Below are 25,152 nucleotides of genomic sequence, written 5' to 3'. Positions count from 1 at the left end.
TAATAAATAATCGTTAAGTTTTGTGGATGGAGGACTACATATGAAACGGTTTATGAAAATTCTGTCTCTGGGCGCGGCGGTTTTGATGCTGGCCGGTTCCTTGGCGGCCTGCAGCGGCAAACCCGGCGCGGGCTTAGATCTCATTTCTGAGGGCAAGCTGGTCATGGGCACCAATGCGTTTTTCCCTCCCTTTGAGTACAAAGAGGGCGGCGAGGTTGTCGGCGTGGACGTGGACATCGTCAAAGCCATCGCGGAGAAGCTGGATCTCACCTTCGAGGTCAAGGGCGATATCGAATTTGATTCCCTGCCCGAGAGCCTGAAAGCCAAGGATATCGATCTCATCGCCGCCGGCTTTACCGCCCGCGCCGACCGAGAAGAGGCCATGGACTTCTCCGACAGCTATTACACCGCTCTGCAGACCATCATCGTCCGGGCGGACAGTGCGTATACCTCTTTGGCCGACATCAAGGACAAGGGCCTGAAAATCGGCGGCCAGTCTGGCACTACCGGCCTGACTGAAGCGGAAGGCCTGACCGATAAGGACAAGGCGATTGGCTACACCAACGGTGCCCTGGCGGTGCAGGATCTGATCAACGGCAACCTGGACGTGGTTATTATCGACAACAACCCCGCCAAGGAGTACAAGGAACAGCACAGCAGTGAAATTAAGCTGCTGGAGAACCAGTTTGAGGAAGAGCACTACGTCATCGGCGTGCCCAAGGGCAACAAAAAGCTGCTGGAAGCCGTCAACAAGGCCCTGAAAGAGATCAAAGAGGACGGCACCCTCCAGAAGATCCTGGACAACTATATTAAATAATAAAAAGAGCCGGCCGCTTCGGCGGCCGGCTTTTCTGTCTATCTGTTATCTGTGAGGAGGCACTTTCTTGAACGCCATAGTGGATGGATTTCAAAACATCGTCCAGTCCTTTTCCGATGCGATTTTCCTGGCCGTCATTAAGGACGATCGCTATCAGTACCTGCTGGATGGACTGAAAATGTCCCTGCTGCTCACGGTTATCGCCGCGGGGATTGGCGTGGTCATCGGTATGCTGCTGGCCATTGCCAAGCTGCAGGATCTGGACAATCTGTCGGGCAGCCGCTTCATGAACGGGCTGCGCCGCTGGCTGGCCGGCTTCGCCAACGGCTATATTTCCGTGGTGCGCGGCACCCCGGCGGTGGTGCAGCTGATGGTGATCTATTTCATTATCTTCGGCCGGCTTTTCCAGGGGGTTCTGGAAGGGTATCAGGTGGCGGCCCTCGCCTTCGGCATCAATTCGGGGGCTTATGTGGCCGAAATTATCCGCGCGGGCATCATGGCCGTGGACAAGGGGCAGACGGAGGCGAGCCGTTCCCTCGGCCTTTCCGGCGGGAAAACCATGTTGTTCATCGTCATTCCCCAGGCGGTCAAGAACGTGCTGCCGGCCCTTGGCAACGAGTTCATCGTCCTGCTCAAGGAAACTTCGGTGGCCGGTTATATCGGCATCGCCGATCTGACCAAGGGCGCCCAGACCATCGGCAGCGTGACCTACGATTACATCGTGCCCCTCTTGTGCGCGGCGTATATCTATTTCCTGATGACCACCACCCTGGCCACCGGCCTGAACAAAATCGAGAGGAGGATGCGGCGCAGTGATTGAGGTACAGAATCTTCATAAGTATTTTGGCGAACTGGAAGTGCTCAAAGGCATTAACGCCCGCATTACCGACGGCGAATGCATTTGCGTCATCGGCCCCTCCGGCGGCGGAAAATCCACGTTTCTGCGCTGCATCAACCTGTTGGAAGTGCCCACCAAGGGCGATATCCTCATCGACGGCGTGTCCGTCATGCACAATTTGCGGCAGCTGGATAAAATGCGGCAGAAGGTCGGCATGGTGTTCCAGCAGTTCAACCTGTTCCCGCATATGACCGTGCTCAAAAACATTACCCTCGCCCCGGTCAAGCTCAAGAAAATGACCGCGTCCGAGGCGGGCGACAAGGCGATGGAGCTGCTTAACCGGGTGGGCCTGGCGGATAAAGCCAACGAATACCCCAACCGTCTCTCCGGCGGGCAGAAGCAGCGGGTGGCCATCGCCCGCGCCCTGGCCATGGATCCGGAGGTTCTGCTGTTTGATGAACCCACATCCGCCTTGGATCCCGAGATGGTAGGCGAGGTGCTGGAGGTCATGAAGCAGCTGGCGCTCAACCGGATCACCATGGTGGTGGTCACCCACGAAATGGGCTTTGCCAGAGAGGTGGGGGATCGGATCTTTTTCATCGACGGCGGCGTTATCAGCGAGCAGGGAACGCCGGACGAGCTCTTCGGCCACCCCCAGCAGCCCCGCACCCGGGAATTCTTGTCAAAAGTATTGTAAGGAGGCCGCCGCATGAAAGCCACACTGATTTTGTATATCGTCATGGGCGCGCTGTTCCTCGTGCCGCTGATCCTGTTCAATATCCGCCGGATTTTTGTCCGGAAGCCTCCGGCTCCCCTGAAAATCAATTGGGGCCGCGGCCTTTTCGTGGTGCTGTTTTCCGCATTCCTCGTCTTTTTTCTGGTCTGTGCGTATCGGACCACGATGGAAAGCCGGTATGAAATCGCGGCGGAGCGCATCGCGGAGCAGCACGCTTCTATGCTGGCCGGCAATCAATCGGCGGAAGATTTTCGCCAGTACGTGTTGGATAACGGCACAGAGGACGTTTCGGAAAGCCTTCGGGCCGCAGATTTGACCGATTTACCTGTCGCCGGCGACCAGGCGCGTTTTCAGATTAGCAGCTGGCTGACCCCAAAATATTGGGAAGAGGACGACGCCTATGCGCAAACGGAAAAGCTGGGCGACGAAAACCCTGTGTATATCATGTACCGTATGGAGGCCGGCGGCCAGCGGAAGCTGTACACCGTCCGGATGCGCAAGACCGACGACGGCTGGAAATACGATTGGTTCGGCAACGCCACCGAGGAACAAATCAAGAGTATGGAAAAAGGCCGGCGTCTGCCGTCGGAAAACAACGGCAAATGGTACGTGGTCCAAGCGGATAAACACGAATAAACGAACCCCTGCCGAGAGCCAGCGCTTTCGGCAGGGGTTTTTACAGCCGTGCGGTAAGTTCGTCCCAGCGGCGGATATGCAGACAGGCGCAGCGCGGCGCGGGCTTGTCTCCGCCTTCTCTGTCGTCCACGTCGCTGTCAAACCACACGGGGAACATCCCGGCCGCGGCGGCTCCCTCGATGTCCGCCTGCGGATTATCGCCGCAGAACCAGACCTCGCTGGCCGTCAGCCCCGCCTTGCGCAGGGCCAGTTCAAACAGCATGGGCTGGGGCTTGCGCAGCATATAGTCGCTCGACGCGAGAATAAACTCAAATGAATTTCCCGGCAGCAGCCTGTCCAGCCGCTTCCGCAGCGCCTCTCCCGACCAAAGAATATTGCTGACGACGGCGCTGCGAATTCCTTTGGCTTTGATGCAGGCCAGCATCTCTGCCGCGCCTGGCATCGCCTCGCCGGCGGACGCCGCGTCCCAGAATACCGTTTCCTGCTCCAAGGGCGTCAGGGAAAAGGCGATCCCTAAATATTCGTACAGCAGCCGGTTGAACTGCCCGCCGGTTATTTCATAACCGCCGTTGCGGATGTCTTTGACATAGGCGTCGATCCTTTTGGCCACTCTCCCGACATCCTCCGCCGTATCGCCGCCGTCGTTTTTGACCGCATAGCGAAGTAGCGCCGCGTTGCCGCGCAGGGAATCCCACCCCGGCTCGTAAGCCAGCGTTCGCCCGTAGTCGAACAGGATCATCTTTGGATACTTCATGCCTCTCATCCCTTCACGCCCGTCAAATCAAAAGCGGGAATATACGCGGTTCCGCTGCAGCCGCGCTCCTGTACATAGCCGTCGGTGATTCCCCTCTCCAGCATATAATCCCATACCTTCCGGCGTTCCCGGGCCGTCAGCGTTCGGTTCAGGGAAGGATACGCCTCCAGCGGCAGCACCGGGGTGTACTGGAACAGCAGGCTGACCCATACCGCTTCCTTGTGTCCCGCCAGCCAGTCCAATACCGCCAGGGATTCCCGGGTATACCCCGGCAGCACTAGATGCCGCACCATGGTGCCCTTTACCGCCACCCCCTGTGCGTTCAAAACCATCGGCCCCGTCTGCCGTGCCATTTCCAGGATGGCCGCCGCCGCGCGGGAGAAATAATCGGACGCGCCCGAAAAGGCCGCTGCCGGTTCTTCGTGTACGTATTTCAAATCCGGCAGATAAATGTCTACCAGCCCCTCCAGCGCCCGCAGCGTCTCCACTCGCTCGTATCCGCTGGAATTGTACACCACCGGAATCGCCGGCCGATACAATCGCAGCGCCTGACGGATCGCGGCCGCGTAGTGGGTGGGGTTGACTAAATTGATGTTGTGCGCCCCTTGCGCCTCCAGCTCCCAGAAAATCTCCGCCAGCCGCCGAATGCTCACCGTCTCCCCGAACCGCTCGTGGCTGATCGGGTGATTCTGGCAGAACACGCAGCCTAGGGAACAGCCGGAAAAGAACACCGTGCCCGACCCCCGCGTGCCGCTGATGCAGGGTTCTTCTCCCACATGCAGCGCCGCGCGGGCCACTACCGGCATCGCCGGCATCCCGCATACGCCGGCGGAAGGCGCGTCGTCCGCTCGGGGAACCCGGCAGCTCCGGGGGCAGAGAGAACAGCGGGGGATAGCCATATGGATTCCTGCTTTCCTGTAATCTACCTCTTATTGTACTCCAACGCATCGCGGCGTTCAATGGAAATTCAGAATTTGTTCGCATTCTGCCCGCCGAATCTGGTATACTGAAAACAATCCATATTGGAAGGAGCTTTCCCACATGAAATGCATCTCCTGGAACGTCAACGGCCTGCGTGCCTGCATGGGCAAGGGCTTTGCCGATATTTTCGCCGCGGAAAACGCGGATATCTTCTGCCTGCAGGAAACCAAGCTGCAGGCCGGCCAAATCGAATTAGAACTCCCCGGCTACCACCAATATTGGAATTACGCCGAAAAGAAAGGCTACAGCGGCACGGCTGTTTTCTCCAAACAGGAGCCGCTGTGCGTATCCTACGGCCTAGGTATCGCGGAGCACGATAAGGAAGGGCGGGTCATTACCCTCGAATTTCCCTCGTTCTATTTCGTCACGGTCTATACTCCCAATTCTCAGGACGGCCTGGCGCGCATCGCCTACCGACTGGAATGGGAGGCGGCCTTCCGCCGCTATCTCTGCGGGCTGGATGAAAACAAGCCGGTCGTCGTCTGCGGTGACCTCAATGTGGCGCATAAGGAAATCGATTTAAAAAATCCTGGTCCCAATCGGGGAAACGCGGGCTTTTCCGATGAGGAACGGGACGCTTTTTCCGCCCTGCTGGAGGCCGGCTTTACCGATAGCTTCCGTCTGCTGTATCCCGACGTGACCGGTGCATACAGCTGGTGGTCCTACCGCTTCCGCGCCCGGGAGAAAAACGCCGGATGGCGTATTGACTATTTTCTGGTTTCCAACCGGCTGGCCGGCGCCGTCCGGGAAGCTGCGATCCGCACCGAAATTTTCGGTTCGGATCACTGCCCGGTGGAGCTTCAGCTGGATATCTGAAAGGGGAGAAGCCTCATGGACGAGTATCAAAAACAAGTGGCCGGCCTCCAGGCCGCGCAGGTCATCGAAGCCCTGCGCCGCAACAATATGGATGGGTATTTTGTGGAACGCGCGGCCGATGTTCCCGAGCAGGTGGCCCGCCTGCTGCACGACGGCGACACCGTGGCGGTGGGCGGATCCAAAACGCTGACCCAGACCGGCGTGCTGGATTTGCTGCGCAGCGGGCGGTATCGTTTCATCGATCGCTACGCACCGGATATTCCCGACATGCGGAAGGTATTCCTCGACAGCTTCGCGGCCGACGCCTATCTGTCCTCGGTCAACGCCGTCACCCTGAACGGCGAGCTGTATAACGTGGACGGCAACAGCAATCGGGTGGCGGCCATCTGCTACGGCCCCCGCTCTGTCATTTTGGTGGCTGGCGTCAACAAAATCGTCAAGGATATCGACGCGGCCGTCACACGCGTCAAACGCTGCGCGGCCCCGGCTAACGCCGCACGCCTCGGCTGCGACACCTATTGCGCCAAAACTGGCGCCTGTATGGGCCTGCGGGGAGACATGGCGTCCGGCTGCAAAACCAGTACACGTATCTGCTGCTCCTACGTGGTATCCGCCTACCAGCGGGAAAAAGGTCGTATCAAGGTCATCCTGGTAGGAGAGGAATTGGGCTATTAAAAGACCAGCGGCCGGGGCGAAAACCCAGGCCGCTGGTCTTTTTATGTCAGCGGTACGCCGCAAGGATGGGCGGGCCGGCTGTCAAACGCCGCCTCCCGCATCACCTGCTCATACAGCCGGTAGCCGCCGGATAGGTTGTAGCATGTGAAGCCGTGCCCCGTCAGTATCCGGCAGGCGATATAACTGCGCAGGCCGCTTTGGCAGTGCACATACACCGGCTTGCCTTTGTCCAGCTCCTCAAGCCGAGCGCGCAGTTCGTCCAGCGGAATGTGCACCGCCCCCTCGATGTGTCCCCGTCGGTATTCGCCGGGGGTGCGGGTGTCCAGCAGCGTGACCTCCGGGTTGTGCTGCACGCCGGGAACGTCGTTCCAGTGGAACTGCCGCACCGTTCCGTCCAGCAGGTTGCCAATGACGAACCCGGCCATGTTCACCGGATCCTTCGCGGAGGAAAAGGGCGGTGCGTAGGCCAGCTCCAGCTCGGCCAAATCCGCTGCCCCCATCTGTCCGCGCACGGCGGCGGCCAGCACGTCGATGCGTTTGTCCGCCCCCTCGAAGCCCACGATCTGCGCTCCCAGAATCCGCCCGCTGCCGCGTTCGAACACAGTCTTGATTGTCATATTGGAAGCGCCGGGATAGTAAGTCGCGTGGGAAGGGGAGAAGGTCACTACCTTGTCGAACCGGTACCCCGCGGCTTCGGCAGCCCGTTCGTTGAGTCCGGTTGCCGCCACAGTCATGTCGAACACCCGCAGAATGGAGGTGCCCTGGCTGCCGTCAAAACGGCTGTCCCGGCCGCTGATGTTGTCGGCGGCAATCCGCCCCTGCTTGTTGGCCGGCCCCGCCAGCGGCACCCAGGCCGGATCTCCCGTCACGGCATGGGTGATCTGCACCGCGTCGCCCACGGCGTATATGTCGGGCGCGGAGGTTTCCATCCGGTCGTTGACCACGATGGCGCCCCGTCCGCCCAGCGTCAGCCCCGCTTCCTTGGCCAGTCCCGTGTCCGGGACCACGCCGAGGGCCAGCACCACCATGTCCGTTTCCAGCCTTTCGCCGCCCTCCAGCCGGACCGACAGGGAGGAATCCGTCTCTTCGAAGCCCTCCACCGCCGCATCCAGCCGCAGCGCAACGCCCTTGTCCCGCAGATACGCGTGTACGCCGCAGGCCATGTCGTAGTCGATGGGCGCCATCACCTGCCGCTGCTTTTCCACCACCGTCACCTGGATTCCCTGGTGGGTCAGGTTCTCCATCATCTCCAGGCCGATGAAGCCGCCGCCCACCACCACGGCGCTGCGCGGGGCGCTGCTTTGGATGAACGTGTGCAGCCGCAGCGTGTCCTCCACCGTGCGCAGGGTAAACACGCGCGCCGATTCCACGCCGGGCAGGGCGGGACGCAGCGGCCTGGCACCGGGGGAGAGGAGCAGCTTGTCATAGGCTTCCTCGTACTCGCTTCCGTCCTCCAGGCGCCGGACTGTCACGGTTTTCCGCGTCGGATCGATAGCCGTCGCCTCGTGGCGCACCCGCACGTCCACGGCAAACCTTCGCCGGAAGCTCTCGGGCGTCTGCAGAGTCAGCTCCTCCTGGTCGGTGATCACGCCTCCCACATAGTAGGGGAGCCCGCAGTTGGCGTAAGAGACGTATCCGCTACGCTCCAGCATGACAATTTCCGCCTGCTCGTCCAGCCGGCGAAGCCGGGCCGCCGCCGTGGCGCCTCCCGCCACTCCGCCGATAATCACAACCTTCATACCCGCGCTCCTTTCTCGATGTCGCCCTCCCAGGCTAGAATGCCGCCGATATTCACCACATGGGGATACCCCATTCCGCGGAACACCCTGCAGGCGCTTTCGCTCCGGCTCCCGCTGCGGCAGTATACGTACAGCGGTGTGCGGGGATCGGGCGCGATACGCGGCAGCTCGCTTTCCCGGCCCAGTTCCAGATGGACGCTTCCCGGAATATGGCCCTCGCCGTATTCCTCGTCGGTGCGCACGTCCAAGAGAACGGCCTGCGGATCCTGTCGGTAGGTTCGCACCCATTCGTTGATATTCGGTGTACTGGCTCGTGATTTTTTGAAAAGATGTATCGCCATCGTTTGACCTCCTTGTCGGGTTTCTGTCCACACTATACCACAAGGCGGCGCGGAGCGACGCCCTCCTTAGTCCGAAACGGCTTCGACCGTTTCGGAGTGGTTCAATGTTCTCTCAGGCGTCCAAAGGCTTGCGCTGCAAGGCTTTGGAGAACGCCGTGAGGTTATTCTACCACGCCGTCCGCCGGCCTTCCGTGATAAAGTCACCGGCCGGCGCAAACACGAAATGCGGGCCACATGTCATGGCCCGCACGCGGTCTTTTCAAGGGGTGGCGCATCCTGTCTTATTTTTTGGCTTTCAGCTGTTCCGCGATCATTCGGGCGCATTTGTATACGTCGCCGCCGCCCATGGTCAGCACCAGATCCCCCTCGTCCGCATGAGACGTCACATAGTCGCTGATTTCCTGGAAGGTGGGCAGATACAGCGCCCCCGGTATGCGATCGGTGATCTGCTGGGAGGACACATGATAGGTGTTTTCTTCCCGGGAGCCCATGATGTCGCTGACGATCACCTTATCCGCGATGGACAGGGAGGAGACGAACCCGTCCAGATGCCGGGCGGTGCGGGAATAGGTGAAGGGCTGGAAAATGGCCCAAACCTGCTGGTACCCCATGCCCTTGGCCGCGTTGAGGGTCGCGCTGATTTCGGTGGGATGATGGGCGTAGTCGTCTGCGATGGTCACGCCCGCCTCCGTGCCCAGAAATTCGAACCGCCGTCCGGCCCCGTGGAAGCTCTCCAGCCCCTCCACAATCTGCGCCGGGCTGGCCCCGCATAAGGTGGCCGCGGCGGCCGCCGCCAGGGAGTTGGAGACGTTGTGTGCGCCGGGCACCCCCAGGCGGACATGGGCGATGAAGCCGCCCTCGTGGTACAGGTCGTAGGTTCCATAGGAGCCGTCGGTCACCCCGACGTTTTTCGCCGTCCAGTCCCAGTCCCCTTGAAGGCCGTAGGTGATGACCCGCGGCCCGCTCAGCCCACGGACAGCCAGCGGCGCGTTTTCATCCTCCATGTTGACGATGAGGGTGCCGGTGGTGCGCGCGGCGAACTTCCGGAAGGAGGCGATGACGTTGTCCAGCGTGCCGAAATAGTCGAGATGATCCGCGTCGATGTTGAGGATGACCGCCACCGCCGGGATCATCTCCAGGTAATGATCCTGGAATTCGCAGGCTTCGCAGATCATGGTGTCGGTGGCCCCCGCCCGGCCGTTGGCGTTGATGAGGGGCAGCCGGCCGCCGATGAACAAGGAGGGATCCAGTCCCGCTTGCAAAAGAATCTGCGAAATCATGGAGGTGGTGGTGGTTTTGCCGTGGGTGCCCGCCACTGCCACCGTGTTGCCGTATCGGCGGGAAATCAGGCCCAGCAGCTTGGCCCGTTCCAGCAGGGGGATCCCCTTTTCCCGGGCGGCGACCAACTCCGGGTTCTGGGCGTTGACGGCCGCTGTATAGACCACCAGCTCCGCGCCGTCAATGTTCGCGGCTGCATGGCCCATGGTCACCGGAATGCCCAAAGAGCGCATCCGGTTCACGTTGTCCGACTCGTTGTTGTCCGACCCGGATAGCTGGTAGCCCCAGGTGTGAAGAATTTCCGCCAGCGGGCTCATCCCGGAACCTCCGATGCCGACGAAATGAATGCGCTTCACCGTGTGCAGGATATCCTGCGGTTGACGGTTGTCCATACGTGCTTTCAAACCCTTCCCTTGGGCCGGGGACTGCCCCGGCGCCGTTTTCCGGCGGGCGCGCCGCCGGATGTTCCGTTTCCTATTATATTGCCATCCGCAGAAAAAAGGAACACCTTTTCTTATTTTATCCGGAAAAATGTGGGTTTAATCCATCTTTCGCGCCCGTCGGCTCGGAATTCGGAATTATCCATTGAAATGGGCCGCCTGTTTTGGTATAATACAAGGATATAGGGCCCGCCGTACCGTCGCGTTTCTGCGAACATCGAGAGAGGAAATCGCCTGCTTATGACCAATACCAGACAAGTCACACCGGAAGAACTGGCCGTTCAGCGCGGCTATATGGACAGGGTGCGGGAGCATTACGAACGCCGCCTGTCCCACCGTTCGCCCCTGGCCTGCGTGCGCACCTTCGGCTGCCAGCAGAATGTCTCCGATTCCGAACACATTAAGGGCATGCTGGCGGATATGGGCTTCGGCTTCACCGAGCAGCCCGACGACGCGGACTTCATCCTGTTCAACACCTGCGCCGTCCGGGAGCACGCCGAGGATCGGGTTTTCGGCAACATCGGCGCCCTCAAGGCGCTCAAGCGCCGCCGCCCGGATGTGCTCATCGGCGTGTGCGGCTGCATGGCGCAGCAGGAGCACGTCGCGAAAAAGCTCAGGGAAAGCTATCCCTTCGTGGGCCTCGTCTTCGGCACCCACGTCATTCATACTCTGCCCGAATTGCTGTTCCAGGCCCTGGGAAGCCGCCGGCAGGTGCAGTCCATCCCCGACGCGGATGGCGTCATTGCTGAGGGGCTTTCCGTGCGGCGGGATGGGAGCTTCAAGGCCTTCCTGCCGATTATGTACGGCTGCAACAACTTTTGTACCTATTGCGTCGTGCCCCATGTCCGCGGCCGGGAGCGCAGCCGGGATCCCGCCTGTATCCTCGAGGAGGCGCGGCAGCTCGTGGCGGAAGGGTATACGGATATCACCCTGCTCGGACAGAATGTCAATTCCTACGGCAAAGGGGAGGCCCACGGGGTGGATTTTCCCGAACTGCTTCGGCGGCTCAACGCCATCGAGGGGGATTTTCTTATCCGCTTCATGACCTCTCATCCCAAGGATGCCACCCCCGCGCTGTTTGAAGCCATCGCCTCGTGTGAGAAGGTGTCCCGGCATTTTCACCTGCCCTTCCAATCGGGCAGCAACCGGATCCTCAAGGCGATGAACCGGGGGTATACCCGGGAGCAGTACCTGGAGCTTATCGCCTGCGCGCGCCGGACGGTTCCCGGCATCGCGTTCACCAGCGATGTCATCGTCGGTTTCCCCGGGGAGACGCGGGAGGATTTTGAACAAACCCTGTCCCTGATCCGCGAGGTGGGCTTTGTTTCCCTGTTCACCTTCATTTTCTCGCCCCGCGTGGGCACCCCCGCCGCCTCGATGCCCGATCCCATCCCAGCTGAGGAAAAATCCGCCTGGTTCCAAGAGATGACGGCCTTGCAGGAATCGCTGGCCGCCGAACGGCTGGCCGGTATGGTGGGATCCGTGCGCCGCGCCCTGATCGAGAACGCCTGCGACGGCTACCTGGAAGCGCGCCTGCCGGAAAATATTCTCATCCGGGTGGATGAAGGCGCCGCCCCGGTGGGAAGCTATGCCCAGGTGGAAATCACCGAGGCGAAAAGCTGGATTCTCTATGGCAGAATCGTCGACACGCAAGAAACAAAATAAACGGAGGATGTTTAACATGGAAGATATCTTGGAAATGGCTCGCGAACTGGCCCGCACCCTGCAGCAGGACGAGCGGTTTATCCGCACCCAAATGGCCCAGGCCGCCGCTGATGAGGACGAGGAACTGCAAGGCCTCATCGGGGAATTCAATCTCAAGCGGATCGCCGTGGGCAACGAAACCAGCAAGGAGGATAAGGACGAGGCTAAGCTGAAAACTTTGGACGGCGAAATCCGGGAGCTTTACGCCCTCATCATGGCCAACGAGCATATGGCCGCCTATAACGAGGCGAAAACCGAGCTGGATAAGCTCGTCAATGACATCGGCACTATCATCACCATGTCTGCCCAGGGTCAGGAGCCCGACGAGGTGCAGACCGGCGGCTGCGGCGGCAACTGCGCGGGCTGCAGCGGTTGCCACTGAGCATCGCTTTCGGCCGGAACAAAAGCGAAAGGAAGTGGCGCGCGTGGCGGAACTGACGCCCATGATGAAACAGTACCTGGAGATCAAGAAGCAGCATGAAAACTGCATTTTGTTCTTTCGCCTGGGCGACTTTTACGAGATGTTTTTCGACGACGCTAAGACGGCGTCGCAGGAATTGGAGCTGGTTCTCACCGGCCGGGACTGCGGGCAGGAGGAACGGGCGCCCATGTGCGGCGTCCCCTTCCACAGCTGTGAGTCGTATATCGCCCGCCTGGTGGCCAAGGGCTACAAGGTGGCCATCTGTGAGCAGATGGAGGATCCCGCCCTGGCCCAAGGGCTGGTCAAGCGGGACGTCGTGCGCATCATCACCCCCGGCACCGTCATTGAGGGCAGCATGCTCGACGAGGGGAAAAACAATTATCTGAGCGTCCTGTATATGGAGGAGGGGGCGGCGCAGGCCGGCCTGTGCTTCTGTGACTGCTCCACTGGGGACATTCATCTGACCTGCCTGCGGGGGGAGGACGTCCCCCTGCGGGTCGCCAATGAGCTGGGCCGGTACGCGCCCAGCGAAATCCTGCTCAACCAGCAGGCTGCCGGCCAGCCAGCGGTGGCTCAGTTCGTCACTGACCGTCTCGGCCTGTCTCCCGATGTCACCGACGACAGCCAGTTCGATTACGACGACAGCCAGCGCCGCATCCTCGCCCATTTCGGCAAGGATACCCTGGAGGATTTGGGCCTGGAAAACCAGTATCCTGCCGTGCGGGCCCTGGGCTGTGCCCTGTCCTATCTCCAGGCCACGCAGATGACCGGCCTGGAGCGGCTGACCAACCTGGATGTCTATTCCGACGTACAGTTCATGCGTCTGGACGTGACCGCCCGCCGCAATCTGGAACTGCTGGAAACCATGCGCAGCAAGGAAAAGCGCGGCTCCCTCCTCGGGGTGCTGGACTGCACCAAAACCGCCATGGGCAAGCGCCTTATCCGCAGTTGGATTGAGCAGCCGCTGATTCATCCCGCCCAGATTATCCGCCGCCATAACGCCGTGGAAGAGCTGCTGGGCGATATGGTGCTGCGCGGCGACGTGCGCACCATGCTGGCGGATATCTACGATCTGGAACGCATCATGACCCGCATCGTCTACGGCAGCGCCAACGCCCGCGAGCTGCGCTCCCTGTCCCATACCATCGCCAGCATGACACCCGTCAAATCCCGCCTGGAGGGCGTCAAATCGGCCCTCCTGCAGGAAATTCAGCATAACATCGATCCCCTGGAGGATGTCCGGGAGCTTATCGAAAGCGCCATCGTGGACGACCCGCCCTTCTCGGTGCGCGAGGGCGGCATGATCCGGGAAGGCTTCAACGCGGAAATCGACGAGCTGCATTTTGAAATGTCTGACGGCAAGGGCATCATCGCCCGCATCGAAGCCGCCGAGAAGGAACGCACCGGCATCAAAAACCTGAAGGTCGGCTATAACCGCGTGTTCGGTTACTACATAGAGGTCTCCCGCGCGTATTCCGGCGAGGTGCCCGATACCTATATCCGCAAGCAGACCCTGGCCAACGCCGAGCGCTATATCACCCAAGAGCTTAAGGAACTGGAAGCGCGGGTGCTGGGTGCCCGGGACCGCTCGATCGCGCTGGAATACCAGCTGTTCACCGATGTGCGCAACCGGGTCGCCGGCGAGCTGCCCCGCATCCAGAACACGGCCTCCGCCGTGGCCCGGTTGGATGTGCTGGCCTCCTTTGCCGAGGTGGCCATGCGCCGTCATTACTGCCGCCCCACGGTGGATATGAAGGGGCGCATCGACATCAAAAACGGCCGTCATCCGGTGGTGGAATCCCTGCTGGACGCCCCCTTTGTGCCCAACGACACCCTGCTGGATGAGAAGGATAATCGGGTGGCCATCATCACCGGCCCCAACATGGCTGGTAAATCCACCTATATGCGGCAGACTGCCCTCATCGTCCTCATGGCGCAAATCGGCAGCTTCGTTCCCGCCGACAGTGCCACCATCGGCATTGTAGACAGCATTTTCACCCGGGTGGGCGCGTCCGATGATCTGGCCTCCGGCCAGTCCACCTTTATGGTGGAAATGAGCGAGGTGGCCGCCATTCTCAAAAATGCCACGCCGCATAGTCTCATCGTTTTCGACGAAATCGGACGGGGAACCTCCACGTTCGACGGCATGAGCATCGCCCGCGCGGTGCTGGAATACGTGGCCAACAGCAAAAAGCTGGGGGCCAAAACCCTGTTCGCCACCCATTACCATGAGCTGACGGTGATGGAGGACGAAAAGGACGGCATCAAGAACTACAACATCGCCGTAAAAAAGCGGGGGGACGATATCACCTTCCTGCGCCGCATCGTGCGTGGCCCGGCCGACGACAGCTACGGTATCGAGGTGGCCAAGCTGGCCGGCGTTCCCGACGGGGTGGTGAACCGCGCCAAGGAGATCCTGCGCGAAACCGAGGCCGGCGACGCCCCCGAGCGCAAACGGCCCGCCCGCGAGCCGGAGGAGGACTCGGGCCAGCTGTCCCTCCTGGCTGGCGCGGACAACGAGCTGATTCAGCAGCTCAAGGCCCTGGATGTCAACACCTTGACGCCTATCGAGGCCATGCAGAAGCTGTATGAGCTGACTGCCGAAGCCAAGAAATACTGACGTGATGATAAAAAGGGGGGATCCCATGCCGCACATTCAAGTACTCGACAAGCATACCGCCGAGCTGATCGCCGCCGGGGAGGTGGTGGAACGCCCCTCCTCCGTGGTCAAGGAGTTGCTGGAAAACACCATCGACGCCGGCGCCACCATGGTCGCTGTGGAGATTCAGAACGGCGGCGTCACCTACATCCGCATCACGGACAACGGCGCGGGGATCGCCCGGGAAGACGTGCCTACCGCCTTCCTGCGCCATGCCACCAGCAAAGTGCGCCGCGAGGAGGATCTGGAGGCCATCGGCACCTTGGGCTTCCGCGGCGAGGCGCTGGCCTCCATCGCGGCGGTCTCCCGGGTGGAACTGCTCACCTGCGCCGCAGGGGAAACCGCCGGCACCCGGTACACCCTGGAAGGGGGAGAGGACGGCCACCTGGAAGACACCGGTTGCCCCCAGGGTACGACAATTGTCGTACGGGACTTGTTTTATAATGTTCCCGCCCGGATGAAATTTCTCAAAAAAGATGTCAGCGAGGCGAATGCGGTGGCGGGCGTGGTGGATCGCATCGCCCTGTCTCATCCGGAGGTGTCCTTCCGCTTTATCCGGGACGGCAGGGAAGAGCTGCTCACCCCCGGCGACAGTCAGCTGAGATCCTGTATCTACGCCGTTCTCGGTAAGGAGTTTTCGGACAGCCTGCTGCCGGTGGATTACACCCTCGGCGGCGTGCATGTCCACGGCTTCGCCAGCAAACCCGCCGCCAGCCGCGCCAACCGCACCATGCAGCACTTTTTTATCAACGGCCGGTACGTCAAGACGCGCACCGCCATGGCCGCCCTGGAGCAGGCCTATAAAGGGGCCATCATGGTCGGGAAGTTCCCCGCCTGCGTCCTGCATCTGGATATGCCCCCCGAGACAGTGGACGCCAATGTCCATCCCGCGAAAATCGAGGTGCGCTTCATCAATGAAAAGCCGGTGTTCGACGCGGTGTATCACGGGCTGAAATCGGCCCTGGCGGCCGGCGACGTCCCCAAGCAGGCGGTGCTGCCCGTCCGCCCCGCCGTCGGGCAGCCGCAGGCGGAGCAGCTGCATATGGAGCCGCCCGCCGCGCCCCGTTCCCCCGCGTCCCACATCGATGCGATTTTGGATAAGCCGCCGGCACAACCGACCGCTCCCGCGCCGGCCGTCCCGTCCGCGCCTCCGGCGGCTCGTCCCCGTCCCGTCCTTCGAGACGGGACGGATGCCCCCTATTACGCTGCCCCCTCGTATCTGAATATCGAACGCACCTCGGTCCAGCCTGCCGCAGCGCCTGAACCGCCGCCCGCGCCGCCTCCCGTTCGGGAAGAACCCGCCGCCCCGCCGCCCGCCGAAAAGGCGTCGGAGCCGGTCGTGTACGTCGGCGAGGTGTTTCATACCTACGTGATCGCCCAGATGGGCGAATCTTTATATGTCATCGATAAACACGCCGCCCACGAGCGCCTGCTGTATAACCAGCTGAAAGCGACGCCTCATAACGACGCGCAGATGCTGCTGGAACCGGTGTCCGTGCCCCTGGGCCGCGAGGAATACGCCGCCGTCACCGCCGAGCTGGAAACCCTGGGGGCCGCCGGCTTCGAGGTGGAGGATTTCGGCGGCTCCACCGTTCTGGTGCGGGCGGTGCCGCTGATCCTCTCCGGCTGTGACGCGGCGGCTGCCATTCAGGAAATCGCCGGCGGCTTCGTCTCCGGCAAACGGGAACTCACCATGGACAAGCTGGACTGGATTTACCATTCCTCTGCCTGCCGGGCAGCCGTCAAAGCCGGGGATAGCAGCCGGCCGGAGGAGCTGCGGCAGCTGGCGGAACGCGTGCTGCAAAACGACGACATCCGCTATTGTCCCCATGGCCGCCCCGTCTGCTTTGAACTCACCCGCCGGGAACTGGAAAAGCAATTCGGCCGCGTCTGACGGCCCTGCCTCGAAAGGAATGAGCCGTTTCATGCCCCCATCTCAGCCCCGCATCCCCGTCCTGGCCGTGGCGGGCCCCACCGCCTCCGGCAAGTCCGCGCTGGCCGTCCGCCTGGCGCGGGAGCTGGACGGCGAGGTGATCTCCGCCGACTCCATGCAGGTGTACGCCGCCCTCTCTATCGGGACGGCGCGCCCTTCCGAGGCCGAGATGCAGGGCGTCGCCCACCATCTTCTGGGCTTTCTGCCGCTGGAGGAGAGCTACAGCGTGGCCCGCTATGTCGAGGATGCCTCCCACGCCGCCGGAAGCATTCACGCCCGCGGCCGCCTTCCTATCCTGTGCGGCGGCACCGGCCTGTACCTGCAGGCTTTTCTGGATAATCTCATCTTCACCGAGCAGGGGGCCGATCCCGCCCTGCGCGCGGCGCTGAAAGCCCGTGCCCAGCAGGAAGGCGGACAGGCCCTGCTGGATGAACTGCGGGCCTTTGACCCGGAGACAGCCGCCCGCCTGCACCACAACGATACCGGCCGGATCGTGCGGGCCATCGAAGCCTTTCGAACCACCGGCGTCCCTTTAAGCGAGCAGGCCCGCCGCTCCCGCGCCGTCCCGTCCCCCTATGACGCCTGCCTTCTGGTGCTGGATTTTCGGGACAGACAGACGCTGTACCGGCGCATTAACGACCGGGTGGACGCCATGCTGGCTGCGGGCCTTCTTGAGGAAGCCCGCCGCGTTCTCGGCAGCCCCCACGCCGCCACCGTGACTCAGGCCATCGGCTATAAGGAGCTGGCTCCCTATCTGGAGGGGACCGGCTCCTTGGAGGCGGCGGTGGAGCAGCTGAAGCAAAGCACCCGCCGGTATGCCAAGCGGCAGCTGTCCTGGTTCCGCCGGATGAGCGCCGCGCACTTCGTGTATGTCGACGACTATCCCGACAAGGCCGCCCTCGTCAGGGCTGCCCTGACGGTGTGGAATACCCATCGCATGGAAAGGACGGTGTGACATGAATGCGTTTGTCAAACGGCTGCTGACGGTTTTGGGCGCCCTGTTCCTGCTGGTCTACGTGGTCTATCAGGGCTATCAGGTGCTGTATTCTCCCATCCGCACCGAAACCGTCTACAGTCAGAGCATGTACGAAACCGTGGATACCCGCGGCTTCACCGTCCGCAACGAAACGCCCATCACCGGCTCCGCCTCCGGCTACCTGTTTTACAGCGTGGAAAACGGCGGCCGCGTGGCGAAAAACGGCACCATCGCGCAGATATATCCCTCCGAGGCCGACGCTCTGGCGCAGCAGCAGCTCGCCGCTCTGGACACGGAAATCGCCCTGCTGAAAAGCATTCAGGAGCAGGGGACAGAGAACCGCGCCAATCTCGACCTCATCGAAAAGCAGCTGACCCAGTCCGTTTCGTCCCTGGTGAGCAAAGCCCATTCCTCCTCCTTCGAGGGCCTGGGAGACCTGCGTTCCGAGCTGCTGTCCCTGTTTAATAAGCAGCAGATCATCACCGGCAAGGTGCAGAACTTCGACGATCGGATCGCCCAGCTTACCGCGCAGCGCGGCACTCTGGCCGGCAGCTTCAAGGCGGCCACCGGCCAGGTGAAATCGCCGGTGGCCGGCTACTTCGTCGGCGGCCTGGACGGTTATGAGGACACCCTGGATTTTGACAAGGTAGAAACCTTGACAACCGAGGACATAAACAACGCCCTGAATGCCCAGCCCGCTTCCGTCCCCACCGGGGCCGTCGGGAAAATCGTGGGCGATTACGAGTGGTATGTCGCCTGCAACGTTCCCGCCACCTATGTCAGCTCCTTCGGTAAAGGGGCGTCCCTGACCATCCGCCTGCCCTTTGTCTCGGATGAGGAAATCCCCGTCAAGGTGGCCGCCTGCAACCGGGATCGCAATGGGCAGATGGCCGTAATTTTCCGCTGTGAGAACATGTCGAAGGAGCTGTCCTCCCTGCGCATGGAGGACGTGCAGATCCAGCTGGTCAAGCACACCGGCCTGCGCGTTCCCAAGGAAGCCATTGTGACCAACGAAGCCTTTGAAACCGGCGTGTACATCCGGGTGGGCAACACCGTGGTCTTCCGCAAAATCGAACAGGAATACAACGCCGACCCCACCTACTCGTTGTGCCGGCAGGTGGATAAGGAAGGCTATCTGAAATTATATGACGATGTCATTCTAGGAGGGAAGGGCCTCTATGACGGAAAAATCATTCACTGAGCCCGCGGACGACAGCGTCCGCGAGAACCTATTGCGTATTCGCGACACCATGGCGGCCGCCTGCGCCGCGGCGGGCCGTCCCGAAACCGATGTGTCCCTGCTGGCCGTCACCAAAACCGTGGAGCCGGCGCGGATTAACCGCGCCCTTTCCCTGGGCGTCGGCCAAATCGGTGAAAACCGGGTGCAGGAATTTCTCGGCAAACGGGATGCCCTGCGTCTGGACGGCGTCGGCGTGCACCTGATCGGCCACCTGCAAACCAATAAAGTGACGCAGATCGTCGGCCTGGTCGACTGCATCGAATCCATCGACAGCCTGCGGGTGGCCCGCGCCGTCAGTGACGCCTCGCTGAAAATCGGGCGGGTGACCGACGTGCTCGTGGAGGTGAACATCGGCAGGGAAGAGGCCAAATCCGGCGTCCTCGAGGAAGAACTGGAGCCCCTTTTGGAACAAATTTCCTCTTTTTCCGGCATCCGCGTGTGCGGACTCATGACTGTGCCCCCTATTTTAGAGACGGAACGGGAAAAAAGGCAGGTTTTTTCGCAAATGCGGCAACTGTTTATTGACATGCGAGGCAAAAACATAGATAATGTTAATATGAGCGTCTTATCCATGGGGATGTCGTCCGACTATCGGGAAGCGATCCTGGAGGGCGCCACCATCATCCGGGTGGGCTCGGCGCTTTTTGGAAGACGCAACTATTAATCACAGCAGGAGGAAATGCAAAATGGGACTGTTTGATAAAATCAAAGGCTTCATCAACGATCCGGAAGAAGACGAAGAAGAGGAATTCGATACGGCAGACGACGGGATGGATTTCGTGTCTAAAAGCGAAGACAAAGCTGCCGATTCATCGTATACAGCCGCCGAACCCAAGAAAAACAACAAGGTGGTCAACATTCACGCCACCGCGCAGCTGCAGGTGGTGCTCGTCAAGCCCGAGCGCTTTGACGACGCCAGCACCGTGGCTGATCACCTCAACGCCAAGCGCACCGTGGTGCTGAACCTGGAATCCGCGAATAAGGATGTGGCGCGCCGCATCCTGGACTTCCTTTCCGGCGTGGCCTACGCCAACGACGGCCAAATCAAAAAGGTCGCCAACTGCACCTTCATCATCACCCCCTATAACGTGGGCATCATGGGAGATCTGCTCGACGAACTGGAAAGCAATGGCCTCTACTTCTAAGAACCCGCACGCGGGCTTCAGGGATGGCGACGTCTGGCTGCGTGCCCGTCTGGACGATGCCGTGCAGTTGAGCGAGGCGCATTCCTGCCCTCGTTTTGTCGGTTTTCTGGATGAGCGGCAGCGGGCGATGGCGCAGGCGCAGCTGAAGGCTGCCCGGGGCGTGAACGTCTCCTTTTATGGCGGCCATGACGAGGCGGAGCGGACGCTGTGCGGCATTTTCCCGGATTTTATGGAGCCAGAGCCCGCCCTGTTTCCCCTGACGGCCCTGGCCTTTCGCTTCCGTGCCGAAGCCGGGCTGACCCACCGGGATTTCCTGGGTTCCCTCCTGTCCTGCGGCGTCAAACGGGAAACCGTCGGCGATATCCTCTGCGGGGACGGCCTGGCCGTGTCCTTTGTGGATGAGGATGTCGCCCCCTTCCTGTGCGGCCAGCTGACCAAGGTGGGGGGAGAAGGGGTCACGGTGACCGCCGGCTATACCGGCGCGCTGCCGGCTGGCCGGGCCTATGCTCCCATTCGGGATACGGTGGCCTCGCCCCGGCTGGACGCGGTGGTGAAGGCCCTTATCGGTACATCCCGGGAAGAGGCCGCCCGCCTGATCGCCGCCGGTTTGGTGTCCCTCAATCACCTGCCCAGCCTGTCGGCCAGCGCCCCGGTGCGCGAGGGGGACTGCCTGTCCGTGCGGGGTAAAGGCCGCTACATGGTGGATGCTCTTGGCCCGCCGACCCGCAAGGGCCGGCTCGCGCTGTCGGCAAGAAAATGTGTATAAGAATTCGTCCCAATAGCCGTTTGGCGGCTATTGGGATAGGTTCTAAGTATTCGATGCGTTTATCCGTTAGAAAGGAATGAGTCATGACCATGTATACGCCGGACGATATCCGCAATATTCAGTTTACCAAAAGCATGGGCGGGTACAAAACCGCCGAAGTGGATCCTTTTATTGATAAATGCGCCGATACGGTGGAGGCCCTCCTGCGCGAAAAGGCCGAGCTGACGAAAAAGCTGGAGGTTCTGGCGGATAAGCTGGTGGAGTACCGCAACGACGAGGATAATATCCGCACCGCTCTGCTCAGCGCTCAGCGCTTGGGCGACACCGTTGTCCGGGAGGCCAACCACAAGGCCGGCCTCATTCTGGAGGACGCCAATATCAAAGCGGAAAAGATCACCAGCGTGGCCAAACGGAACATCCAGGAGGAAGAGGCCGAATTGGAGCGCATCAAGCGCGAAGTGGCCGCCTTTAAGAAAAAGATGCTGTCCATGTACCGGGATCACCTCACCCTCATCGACGCTCTCCCCGAACTGAAGGAAGAGCCCCCCGCGTCTCCCGAAGTCCCCGCCGAGGAGCCGCCTGCCGCTCCCGTCCCCGAGGCGGGTTCCGCCGCGCCTGTGGCGGCTGTCGAACCGGTGGAGGAGGTTCCCGCCGTTCCCGCCCCGCCGGCGGTTCCGGTTCCCCCTCCCGCTGTGGAGCCGATGCCTTCCTTCGCCGCCAACATCCCGCAGCTGCCGGAGGACGAGATCCAGGTGGAATCTGTTATCCCCAAGGAGGTGCCGGTCGCTGGCAAGCGCCCCAATCCCCGCTTCACGGATTTGAAGTTTGGGTCGGAATACGACATCTCCGAGGATACCGGAGAGGCCACCGGCTTCTTTAAACGGAAAAAGTAATGCCGGCATTCGGCGTCCCCGCTGCCCTGTTCGGGCGGCGGTTCGCCCATTATCCCGACATATGTCGGCCTGGGAAGGAATGTTCATGCAATGGACCAGCAAGAGCAACGATCCGGCCAGCTGGTGGATCGAGCATTTGCCTTTGTCCGGGCGGCTTGGCTGCAGGCGGTCATCCTGATCGCCATCGCCGCCCTGACCGCTCTCGATCAGCTGTTTAAAGCCCTGGCGGTCTACTGGCTGAAAGGGAATCCCCCTCACGTTTTGATAGACGGCGTGTTTGAACTGCATTACAGCGAGAATCCGGGTGCCGCCTTCGGTATCCTGCAGGATCACCGCTGGCTTTTCATCTCCGTCACCATTCTGGTCATGGCGTTTATGCTGGTCCTGCTGATGAGCGGCAAATTCCGGCGCTACCCGCTGATGAACATCAGCGGCGTCCTCATTGTTGCTGGCGGCGTCGGCAACCTCATCGATCGGATCGCCAACGGCTACGTGGTGGATTTCCTGTATTTCCGCCTGATCAATTTTCCGATTTTCAATTTTGCCGACTGCTGCGTGGTGGTTGGCGCGGTGCTGCTGCTGATTTTCTTCTTTTTCTTCTATGAGGAAAAGCCGAAGTCCCAGCAGGAAGAACCCGCGCCGGCCGACAGCCTGCCGGCGACAGACGAAGGCGCCGCCGAACAGGCGCCGCAGGAGGAAGAGACGCCTCATGGAGGAGAAGAGCTGGATCGTTCCGCCGGAAAAGGCAGGGGAGAGGATTGACCGCCACGCGGCCGATTCCCTGCAGGTGACCCGCAGCGTCGCCCAGAGCTGGCTGGACGCCGGTCTGGTGTCGGCCAACGGCCGCCCGGTGACGAAGAATTATAAATTAAAGGGAGGCGACGTCCTGCTCGTGCAGGTGCCGCCTCCCGTTTCCTATGAGGCCCGGGCCCAGGATATCCCGCTGGACGTCGTCTATGAGGACGGCGACCTGCTCGTGGTCAACAAGCCCAAGGGCATGGTCGTTCATCCGGCCCCCGGCAATCCCGACGGCACCCTGGTCAACGCCCTGCTGGCCCATTGCGGGGACAGCCTGTCCGGCATCGGCGGCGTGATGCGTCCCGGTATTGTCCACCGCATTGATAAGGATACCAGCGGCTTGCTGATTGTGGCGAAGAACGACTTGGCCCATCAGGGCCTGGCCGCGCAAATCAAAGAGCATTCCTTCACCCGTATCTATGAGGCGGTGGTCTGCGGCCGGCTGCGGGACGCCGTCGGAACAGTCAGCGCCCCCATCGGCCGCCATCCTGTGCAGCGCAAAAAAATGGCGGTCACCGATAAAAATGCCAAGCCGGCGGTCACCCATTACGAGGTGCTGGCCTATTACCGGGGGTATACCCACGTCCGTCTGCGCCTGGAAACCGGCCGGACGCATCAAATCCGCGTGCACATGGCCTACTTGGGCCATCCCGTGGCCGGCGACACCGTGTACGGGCCATCGAAGCCTCTCAAAGGTCTCCAGGGGCAGTGCCTGCATGCCCGCGCCATCGGCTTCGTGCATCCCCGCACCGGTGCCTATCTGGAATTCAGCAGCGACCTGCCCGCCTATTTCACCCGGTTCCTGCAAGCGCTGCCGCCCGCATAGAGGCGACCAGGGGCGCGGCTGGCACTTGACCAGCTTCCTCGATGACCCTGCTGACAGAAAAACGGCGCCGCTCCCTTTCGGATGCGGCGCCGTTTTTGGTTATGCCAAGGTATTGGAAACCGGCGAGGAGACAGAACTCAGACGACGCCCTGCGCCATCATGGCCTCCGCCACCTTCATGAAGCCGGCAATGTTGGCGCCCATGACATAGTTGCCCTCGTGGCCGAATTTCTTGGCGTTGTCGTAGGCGTTCTTGTGGATGCCCACCATGATGTCATGCAGCTTGCTGTCCACCTCTTCGAAGGTCCAGCTCAGCCGCATGGAGTTCTGGCTCATCTCCAGGGCGGAGGTGGCCACACCGCCGGCGTTGGCCGCCTTGCCGGGGCCAAAGGCCACGCCGCTCTTCTGGAGCAGCTCGGTGGCTTCCAGGGTGGTGGGCATGTTGGCGCCCTCGGCCACAATCTGCACTCCGTTCTTCACCAGCATGGCCGCGTCTTCCTCGTTCAGCTCGTTCTGGGTGGCGCAGGGCAGGGCGATGTCGCACTTAACCGACCAGATGCCCTTGCCCTCGTGATATTCGGCGTCCGGGCGGGCCTGCAGGTATTCCTTGATGCGGCCCCGGCGGCCTTCCTTGATCTCCTTGACGGCAGCGAGGTCGATGCCGTCCTTGTCGTACACCCAGCCGTTGGAATCGCTGAGGGCCACCACCTTCGCGCCCAGGCTCTGGGCCTTCTCGGTGGCGTAGATGGCCACGTTGCCGGAGCCGGAGACCACCACGGTCTTGCCCTTGAAGGAGTCATTCTTTACCTTCAGCATCTCGTCCACAAAGTATACCAGGCCGTAGCCGGTGGCCTGGGTGCGGGCCAGGGAGCCGCCGTAGGTCAGCCCTTTGCCGGTCAGAACGCCCTCATAGCGGTTGGTCAGCTTCTTATACTCGCCGAACAGGTAGCCGATCTCCCGGGCTCCCACGCCGATGTCGCCGGCAGGCACGTCGGTGTCCGCGCCGATGTGGCGGTACAGCTCGCTCATGAAGCTCTGGCAGAAGGCCATAACTTCCCGGTCGGACTTGCCCTTGGGATCGAAATCAGAGCCGCCCTTGCCGCCGCCGATGGGCAGGCCGGTCAGGGAGTTCTTGAAAATCTGTTCGAAGCCCAGGAATTTGATGATGCCCAGGTTGACGGAGGGATGGAAGCGCAGCCCGCCCTTGTAGGGGCCGATGGCACTGTTGAACTGGACGCGGAAGCCGCGGTTGACCTGCACCTGGCCCTTGTCGTCCACCCACGGCACGCGGAACATCACCACGCGCTCCGGCTCGGTCAGACGCTCGAGAAGGCCAGCCTTCTCAAACTGGGGATTGGCCTCGATCACCGGGCGCAGGGAGTTGAGCACCTCGGTGGCCGCCTGGATGAATTCGTCCTGGGCGGGGTTCTTGCGGATAAGCTCGGAGAGAACGGAATCGACATAGGACATAGGGTACGTCTCCTTTTCATCAGCAGATTGCCGAAGCCCATGGCCCCGGCTTCGGTTAATATTATAACGAATTGAGGAACGATTTGCAAGAAGAATGCGAAAAAAATTCATAAAACTTTCAAAAGCACGGAAAAATGCGAATTTAGAAATCGTAAAATGCTAATTAATTCGAAAAATGTTGCGTTTTTTTGAACGCGTTTTCTCTAAAGAACCGATTGCCAGAAGGTGGGCAAGTGTGGTATACTAATCAAAAGTGCGAAAAGGTGCGAAG

24 protein-coding genes are annotated in these 25,152 nt (G+C 61.1%); 18 read left to right on the top strand and 6 right to left on the bottom strand.

The window, feature by feature from the left end; all coding sequences use genetic code 11:
* The first annotated feature begins 40 nt into the window (after positions 1-40).
* The 4 genes from ACSAMM_RS05400 to ACSAMM_RS05385 all read left to right on the top strand — a co-directional run bounded on the left by ACSAMM_RS05400 (position 41) and on the right by ACSAMM_RS05385 (position 3,027).
* Positions 41-817, top strand: a complete 777-nt coding sequence (locus ACSAMM_RS05400; protein ID WP_178724798.1) for a transporter substrate-binding domain-containing protein — start codon at positions 41-43, stop codon at positions 815-817.
* Between the two features lie 67 nt (positions 818-884).
* Entirely contained in the window at positions 885-1,637 is a 753-nt protein-coding gene (locus tag ACSAMM_RS05395; RefSeq protein WP_457790296.1) for an amino acid ABC transporter permease, read from the top strand.
* The gene (locus tag ACSAMM_RS05390) at positions 1,630-2,352 is read left to right on the top strand and encodes an amino acid ABC transporter ATP-binding protein (protein WP_457790295.1); all 723 of its coding nucleotides are present in this window, start codon (positions 1,630-1,632) and stop codon (positions 2,350-2,352) included. Before ACSAMM_RS05395 ends, ACSAMM_RS05390 begins: the two co-directional genes overlap by 8 nt.
* Before the next feature lie 12 nt (positions 2,353-2,364).
* Entirely contained in the window at positions 2,365-3,027 is a 663-nt protein-coding gene (locus ACSAMM_RS05385) for a hypothetical protein (RefSeq protein ID WP_178725919.1), read from the top strand.
* Positions 3,028-3,067: 40 nt separating this feature from the next.
* Here the strand turns inward: ACSAMM_RS05385 and ACSAMM_RS05380 are convergent, their stop codons facing one another.
* Positions 3,068-3,781, bottom strand: coding sequence for an HAD family hydrolase (locus ACSAMM_RS05380; RefSeq protein WP_457790293.1), 714 nt, complete (start codon positions 3,779-3,781; stop codon positions 3,068-3,070).
* A gap of 5 nt (positions 3,782-3,786) precedes the next feature.
* On the bottom strand, positions 3,787-4,680 hold the full coding sequence (locus ACSAMM_RS05375; protein ID WP_457790292.1) for a radical SAM protein: 894 nt from the start codon (positions 4,678-4,680) through the stop codon (positions 3,787-3,789).
* A 142-nt stretch (positions 4,681-4,822) separates the two neighbouring features.
* Between ACSAMM_RS05375 and ACSAMM_RS05370 the strand changes: the two genes are divergently transcribed.
* Both ACSAMM_RS05370 and ACSAMM_RS05365 read left to right on the top strand, forming a co-directional pair.
* Positions 4,823-5,578 carry an exodeoxyribonuclease III gene (locus ACSAMM_RS05370; protein WP_178725913.1) on the top strand — a complete coding sequence of 252 codons (756 nt, stop codon included), beginning with the start codon at positions 4,823-4,825 and terminating at the stop codon, positions 5,576-5,578.
* A gap of 15 nt (positions 5,579-5,593) precedes the next feature.
* Positions 5,594-6,253 carry a lactate utilization protein gene (locus tag ACSAMM_RS05365; RefSeq protein WP_457790290.1) on the top strand — a complete coding sequence of 220 codons (660 nt, stop codon included), beginning with the start codon at positions 5,594-5,596 and terminating at the stop codon, positions 6,251-6,253.
* Positions 6,254-6,294: 41 nt separating this feature from the next.
* On the opposite strand, the gene ACSAMM_RS05360 is transcribed toward ACSAMM_RS05365, so the two are convergent.
* From ACSAMM_RS05360 to murC, 3 genes are all read right to left on the bottom strand, one after another.
* Positions 6,295-7,992 carry an FAD-dependent oxidoreductase gene (locus ACSAMM_RS05360; protein ID WP_178725909.1) on the bottom strand — a complete coding sequence of 566 codons (1,698 nt, stop codon included), beginning with the start codon at positions 7,990-7,992 and terminating at the stop codon, positions 6,295-6,297.
* Positions 7,989-8,333: a rhodanese-like domain-containing protein gene (locus tag ACSAMM_RS05355; RefSeq protein WP_457790288.1), complete on the bottom strand. Its 345-nt coding sequence runs from the start codon at positions 8,331-8,333 to the stop codon at positions 7,989-7,991. The genes ACSAMM_RS05360 and ACSAMM_RS05355 overlap by 4 nt, the downstream gene beginning before the upstream one ends.
* Positions 8,334-8,614: 281 nt before the next feature.
* The gene (gene murC, locus ACSAMM_RS05350) at positions 8,615-10,003 is read right to left on the bottom strand and encodes a UDP-N-acetylmuramate--L-alanine ligase (RefSeq protein ID WP_457790286.1); all 1,389 of its coding nucleotides are present in this window, start codon (positions 10,001-10,003) and stop codon (positions 8,615-8,617) included.
* Between the two features lie 288 nt (positions 10,004-10,291).
* Here murC and miaB point away from each other — a divergent pair, with 288 nt between their 5' ends.
* From miaB to ACSAMM_RS05290, 12 genes are all read left to right on the top strand, one after another.
* Positions 10,292-11,716 carry a tRNA (N6-isopentenyl adenosine(37)-C2)-methylthiotransferase MiaB gene (miaB, locus tag ACSAMM_RS05345; RefSeq protein ID WP_457790284.1) on the top strand — a complete coding sequence of 475 codons (1,425 nt, stop codon included), beginning with the start codon at positions 10,292-10,294 and terminating at the stop codon, positions 11,714-11,716.
* Between the two features lie 16 nt (positions 11,717-11,732).
* Positions 11,733-12,137: a YlbF family regulator gene (locus ACSAMM_RS05340; protein WP_457790282.1), complete on the top strand. Its 405-nt coding sequence runs from the start codon at positions 11,733-11,735 to the stop codon at positions 12,135-12,137.
* Between the two features lie 43 nt (positions 12,138-12,180).
* Entirely contained in the window at positions 12,181-14,796 is a 2,616-nt protein-coding gene (gene mutS, locus ACSAMM_RS05335; RefSeq protein WP_457790280.1) for a DNA mismatch repair protein MutS, read from the top strand.
* A 25-nt stretch (positions 14,797-14,821) separates the two neighbouring features.
* Entirely contained in the window at positions 14,822-16,729 is a 1,908-nt protein-coding gene (mutL, locus tag ACSAMM_RS05330; RefSeq protein WP_457790278.1) for a DNA mismatch repair endonuclease MutL, read from the top strand.
* Positions 16,730-16,760: 31 nt separating this feature from the next.
* Positions 16,761-17,723, top strand: coding sequence for a tRNA (adenosine(37)-N6)-dimethylallyltransferase MiaA (gene miaA / locus ACSAMM_RS05325; protein ID WP_457790276.1), 963 nt, complete (start codon positions 16,761-16,763; stop codon positions 17,721-17,723).
* Position 17,724: 1 nt separating this feature from the next.
* Complete coding sequence (locus ACSAMM_RS05320) at positions 17,725-18,945, top strand: HlyD family efflux transporter periplasmic adaptor subunit (protein WP_457790274.1); 1,221 nt, start codon at positions 17,725-17,727, stop codon at positions 18,943-18,945.
* Positions 18,923-19,648 carry a YggS family pyridoxal phosphate-dependent enzyme gene (locus ACSAMM_RS05315; RefSeq protein ID WP_178723881.1) on the top strand — a complete coding sequence of 242 codons (726 nt, stop codon included), beginning with the start codon at positions 18,923-18,925 and terminating at the stop codon, positions 19,646-19,648. Before ACSAMM_RS05320 ends, ACSAMM_RS05315 begins: the two co-directional genes overlap by 23 nt.
* Before the next feature lie 22 nt (positions 19,649-19,670).
* Positions 19,671-20,129, top strand: coding sequence for a cell division protein SepF (locus ACSAMM_RS05310; RefSeq protein ID WP_178723879.1), 459 nt, complete (start codon positions 19,671-19,673; stop codon positions 20,127-20,129).
* Positions 20,113-20,895 (top strand): YlmH family RNA-binding protein, encoded by a 783-nt coding sequence (locus ACSAMM_RS05305; RefSeq protein WP_457790271.1) that lies wholly within the window; start codon positions 20,113-20,115, stop codon positions 20,893-20,895. The genes ACSAMM_RS05310 and ACSAMM_RS05305 overlap by 17 nt, the downstream gene beginning before the upstream one ends.
* A gap of 83 nt (positions 20,896-20,978) precedes the next feature.
* The gene (locus tag ACSAMM_RS05300; protein ID WP_457790269.1) at positions 20,979-21,788 is read left to right on the top strand and encodes a DivIVA domain-containing protein; all 810 of its coding nucleotides are present in this window, start codon (positions 20,979-20,981) and stop codon (positions 21,786-21,788) included.
* 90 nt (positions 21,789-21,878) lie between these two features.
* A complete protein-coding gene (gene lspA, locus ACSAMM_RS05295; protein WP_457790267.1) occupies positions 21,879-22,550 on the top strand; it encodes a signal peptidase II in 672 nt (223 codons plus the stop codon).
* Positions 22,498-23,412 (top strand): RluA family pseudouridine synthase, encoded by a 915-nt coding sequence (locus tag ACSAMM_RS05290; RefSeq protein WP_178725566.1) that lies wholly within the window; start codon positions 22,498-22,500, stop codon positions 23,410-23,412. Before lspA ends, ACSAMM_RS05290 begins: the two co-directional genes overlap by 53 nt.
* A gap of 137 nt (positions 23,413-23,549) precedes the next feature.
* On the opposite strand, the gene gdhA is transcribed toward ACSAMM_RS05290, so the two are convergent.
* Entirely contained in the window at positions 23,550-24,881 is a 1,332-nt protein-coding gene (gene gdhA / locus ACSAMM_RS05285; protein WP_457790265.1) for an NADP-specific glutamate dehydrogenase, read from the bottom strand.
* Between the last annotated feature and the right edge of the window lie 271 nt (positions 24,882-25,152).

It is taken from the genome of Anaeromassilibacillus sp. SJQ-5, assembly GCF_054108045.1.
Note: the sequence above shows the minus strand (reverse complement) of the source record. Positions and strands in the feature narration are given on the sequence as shown.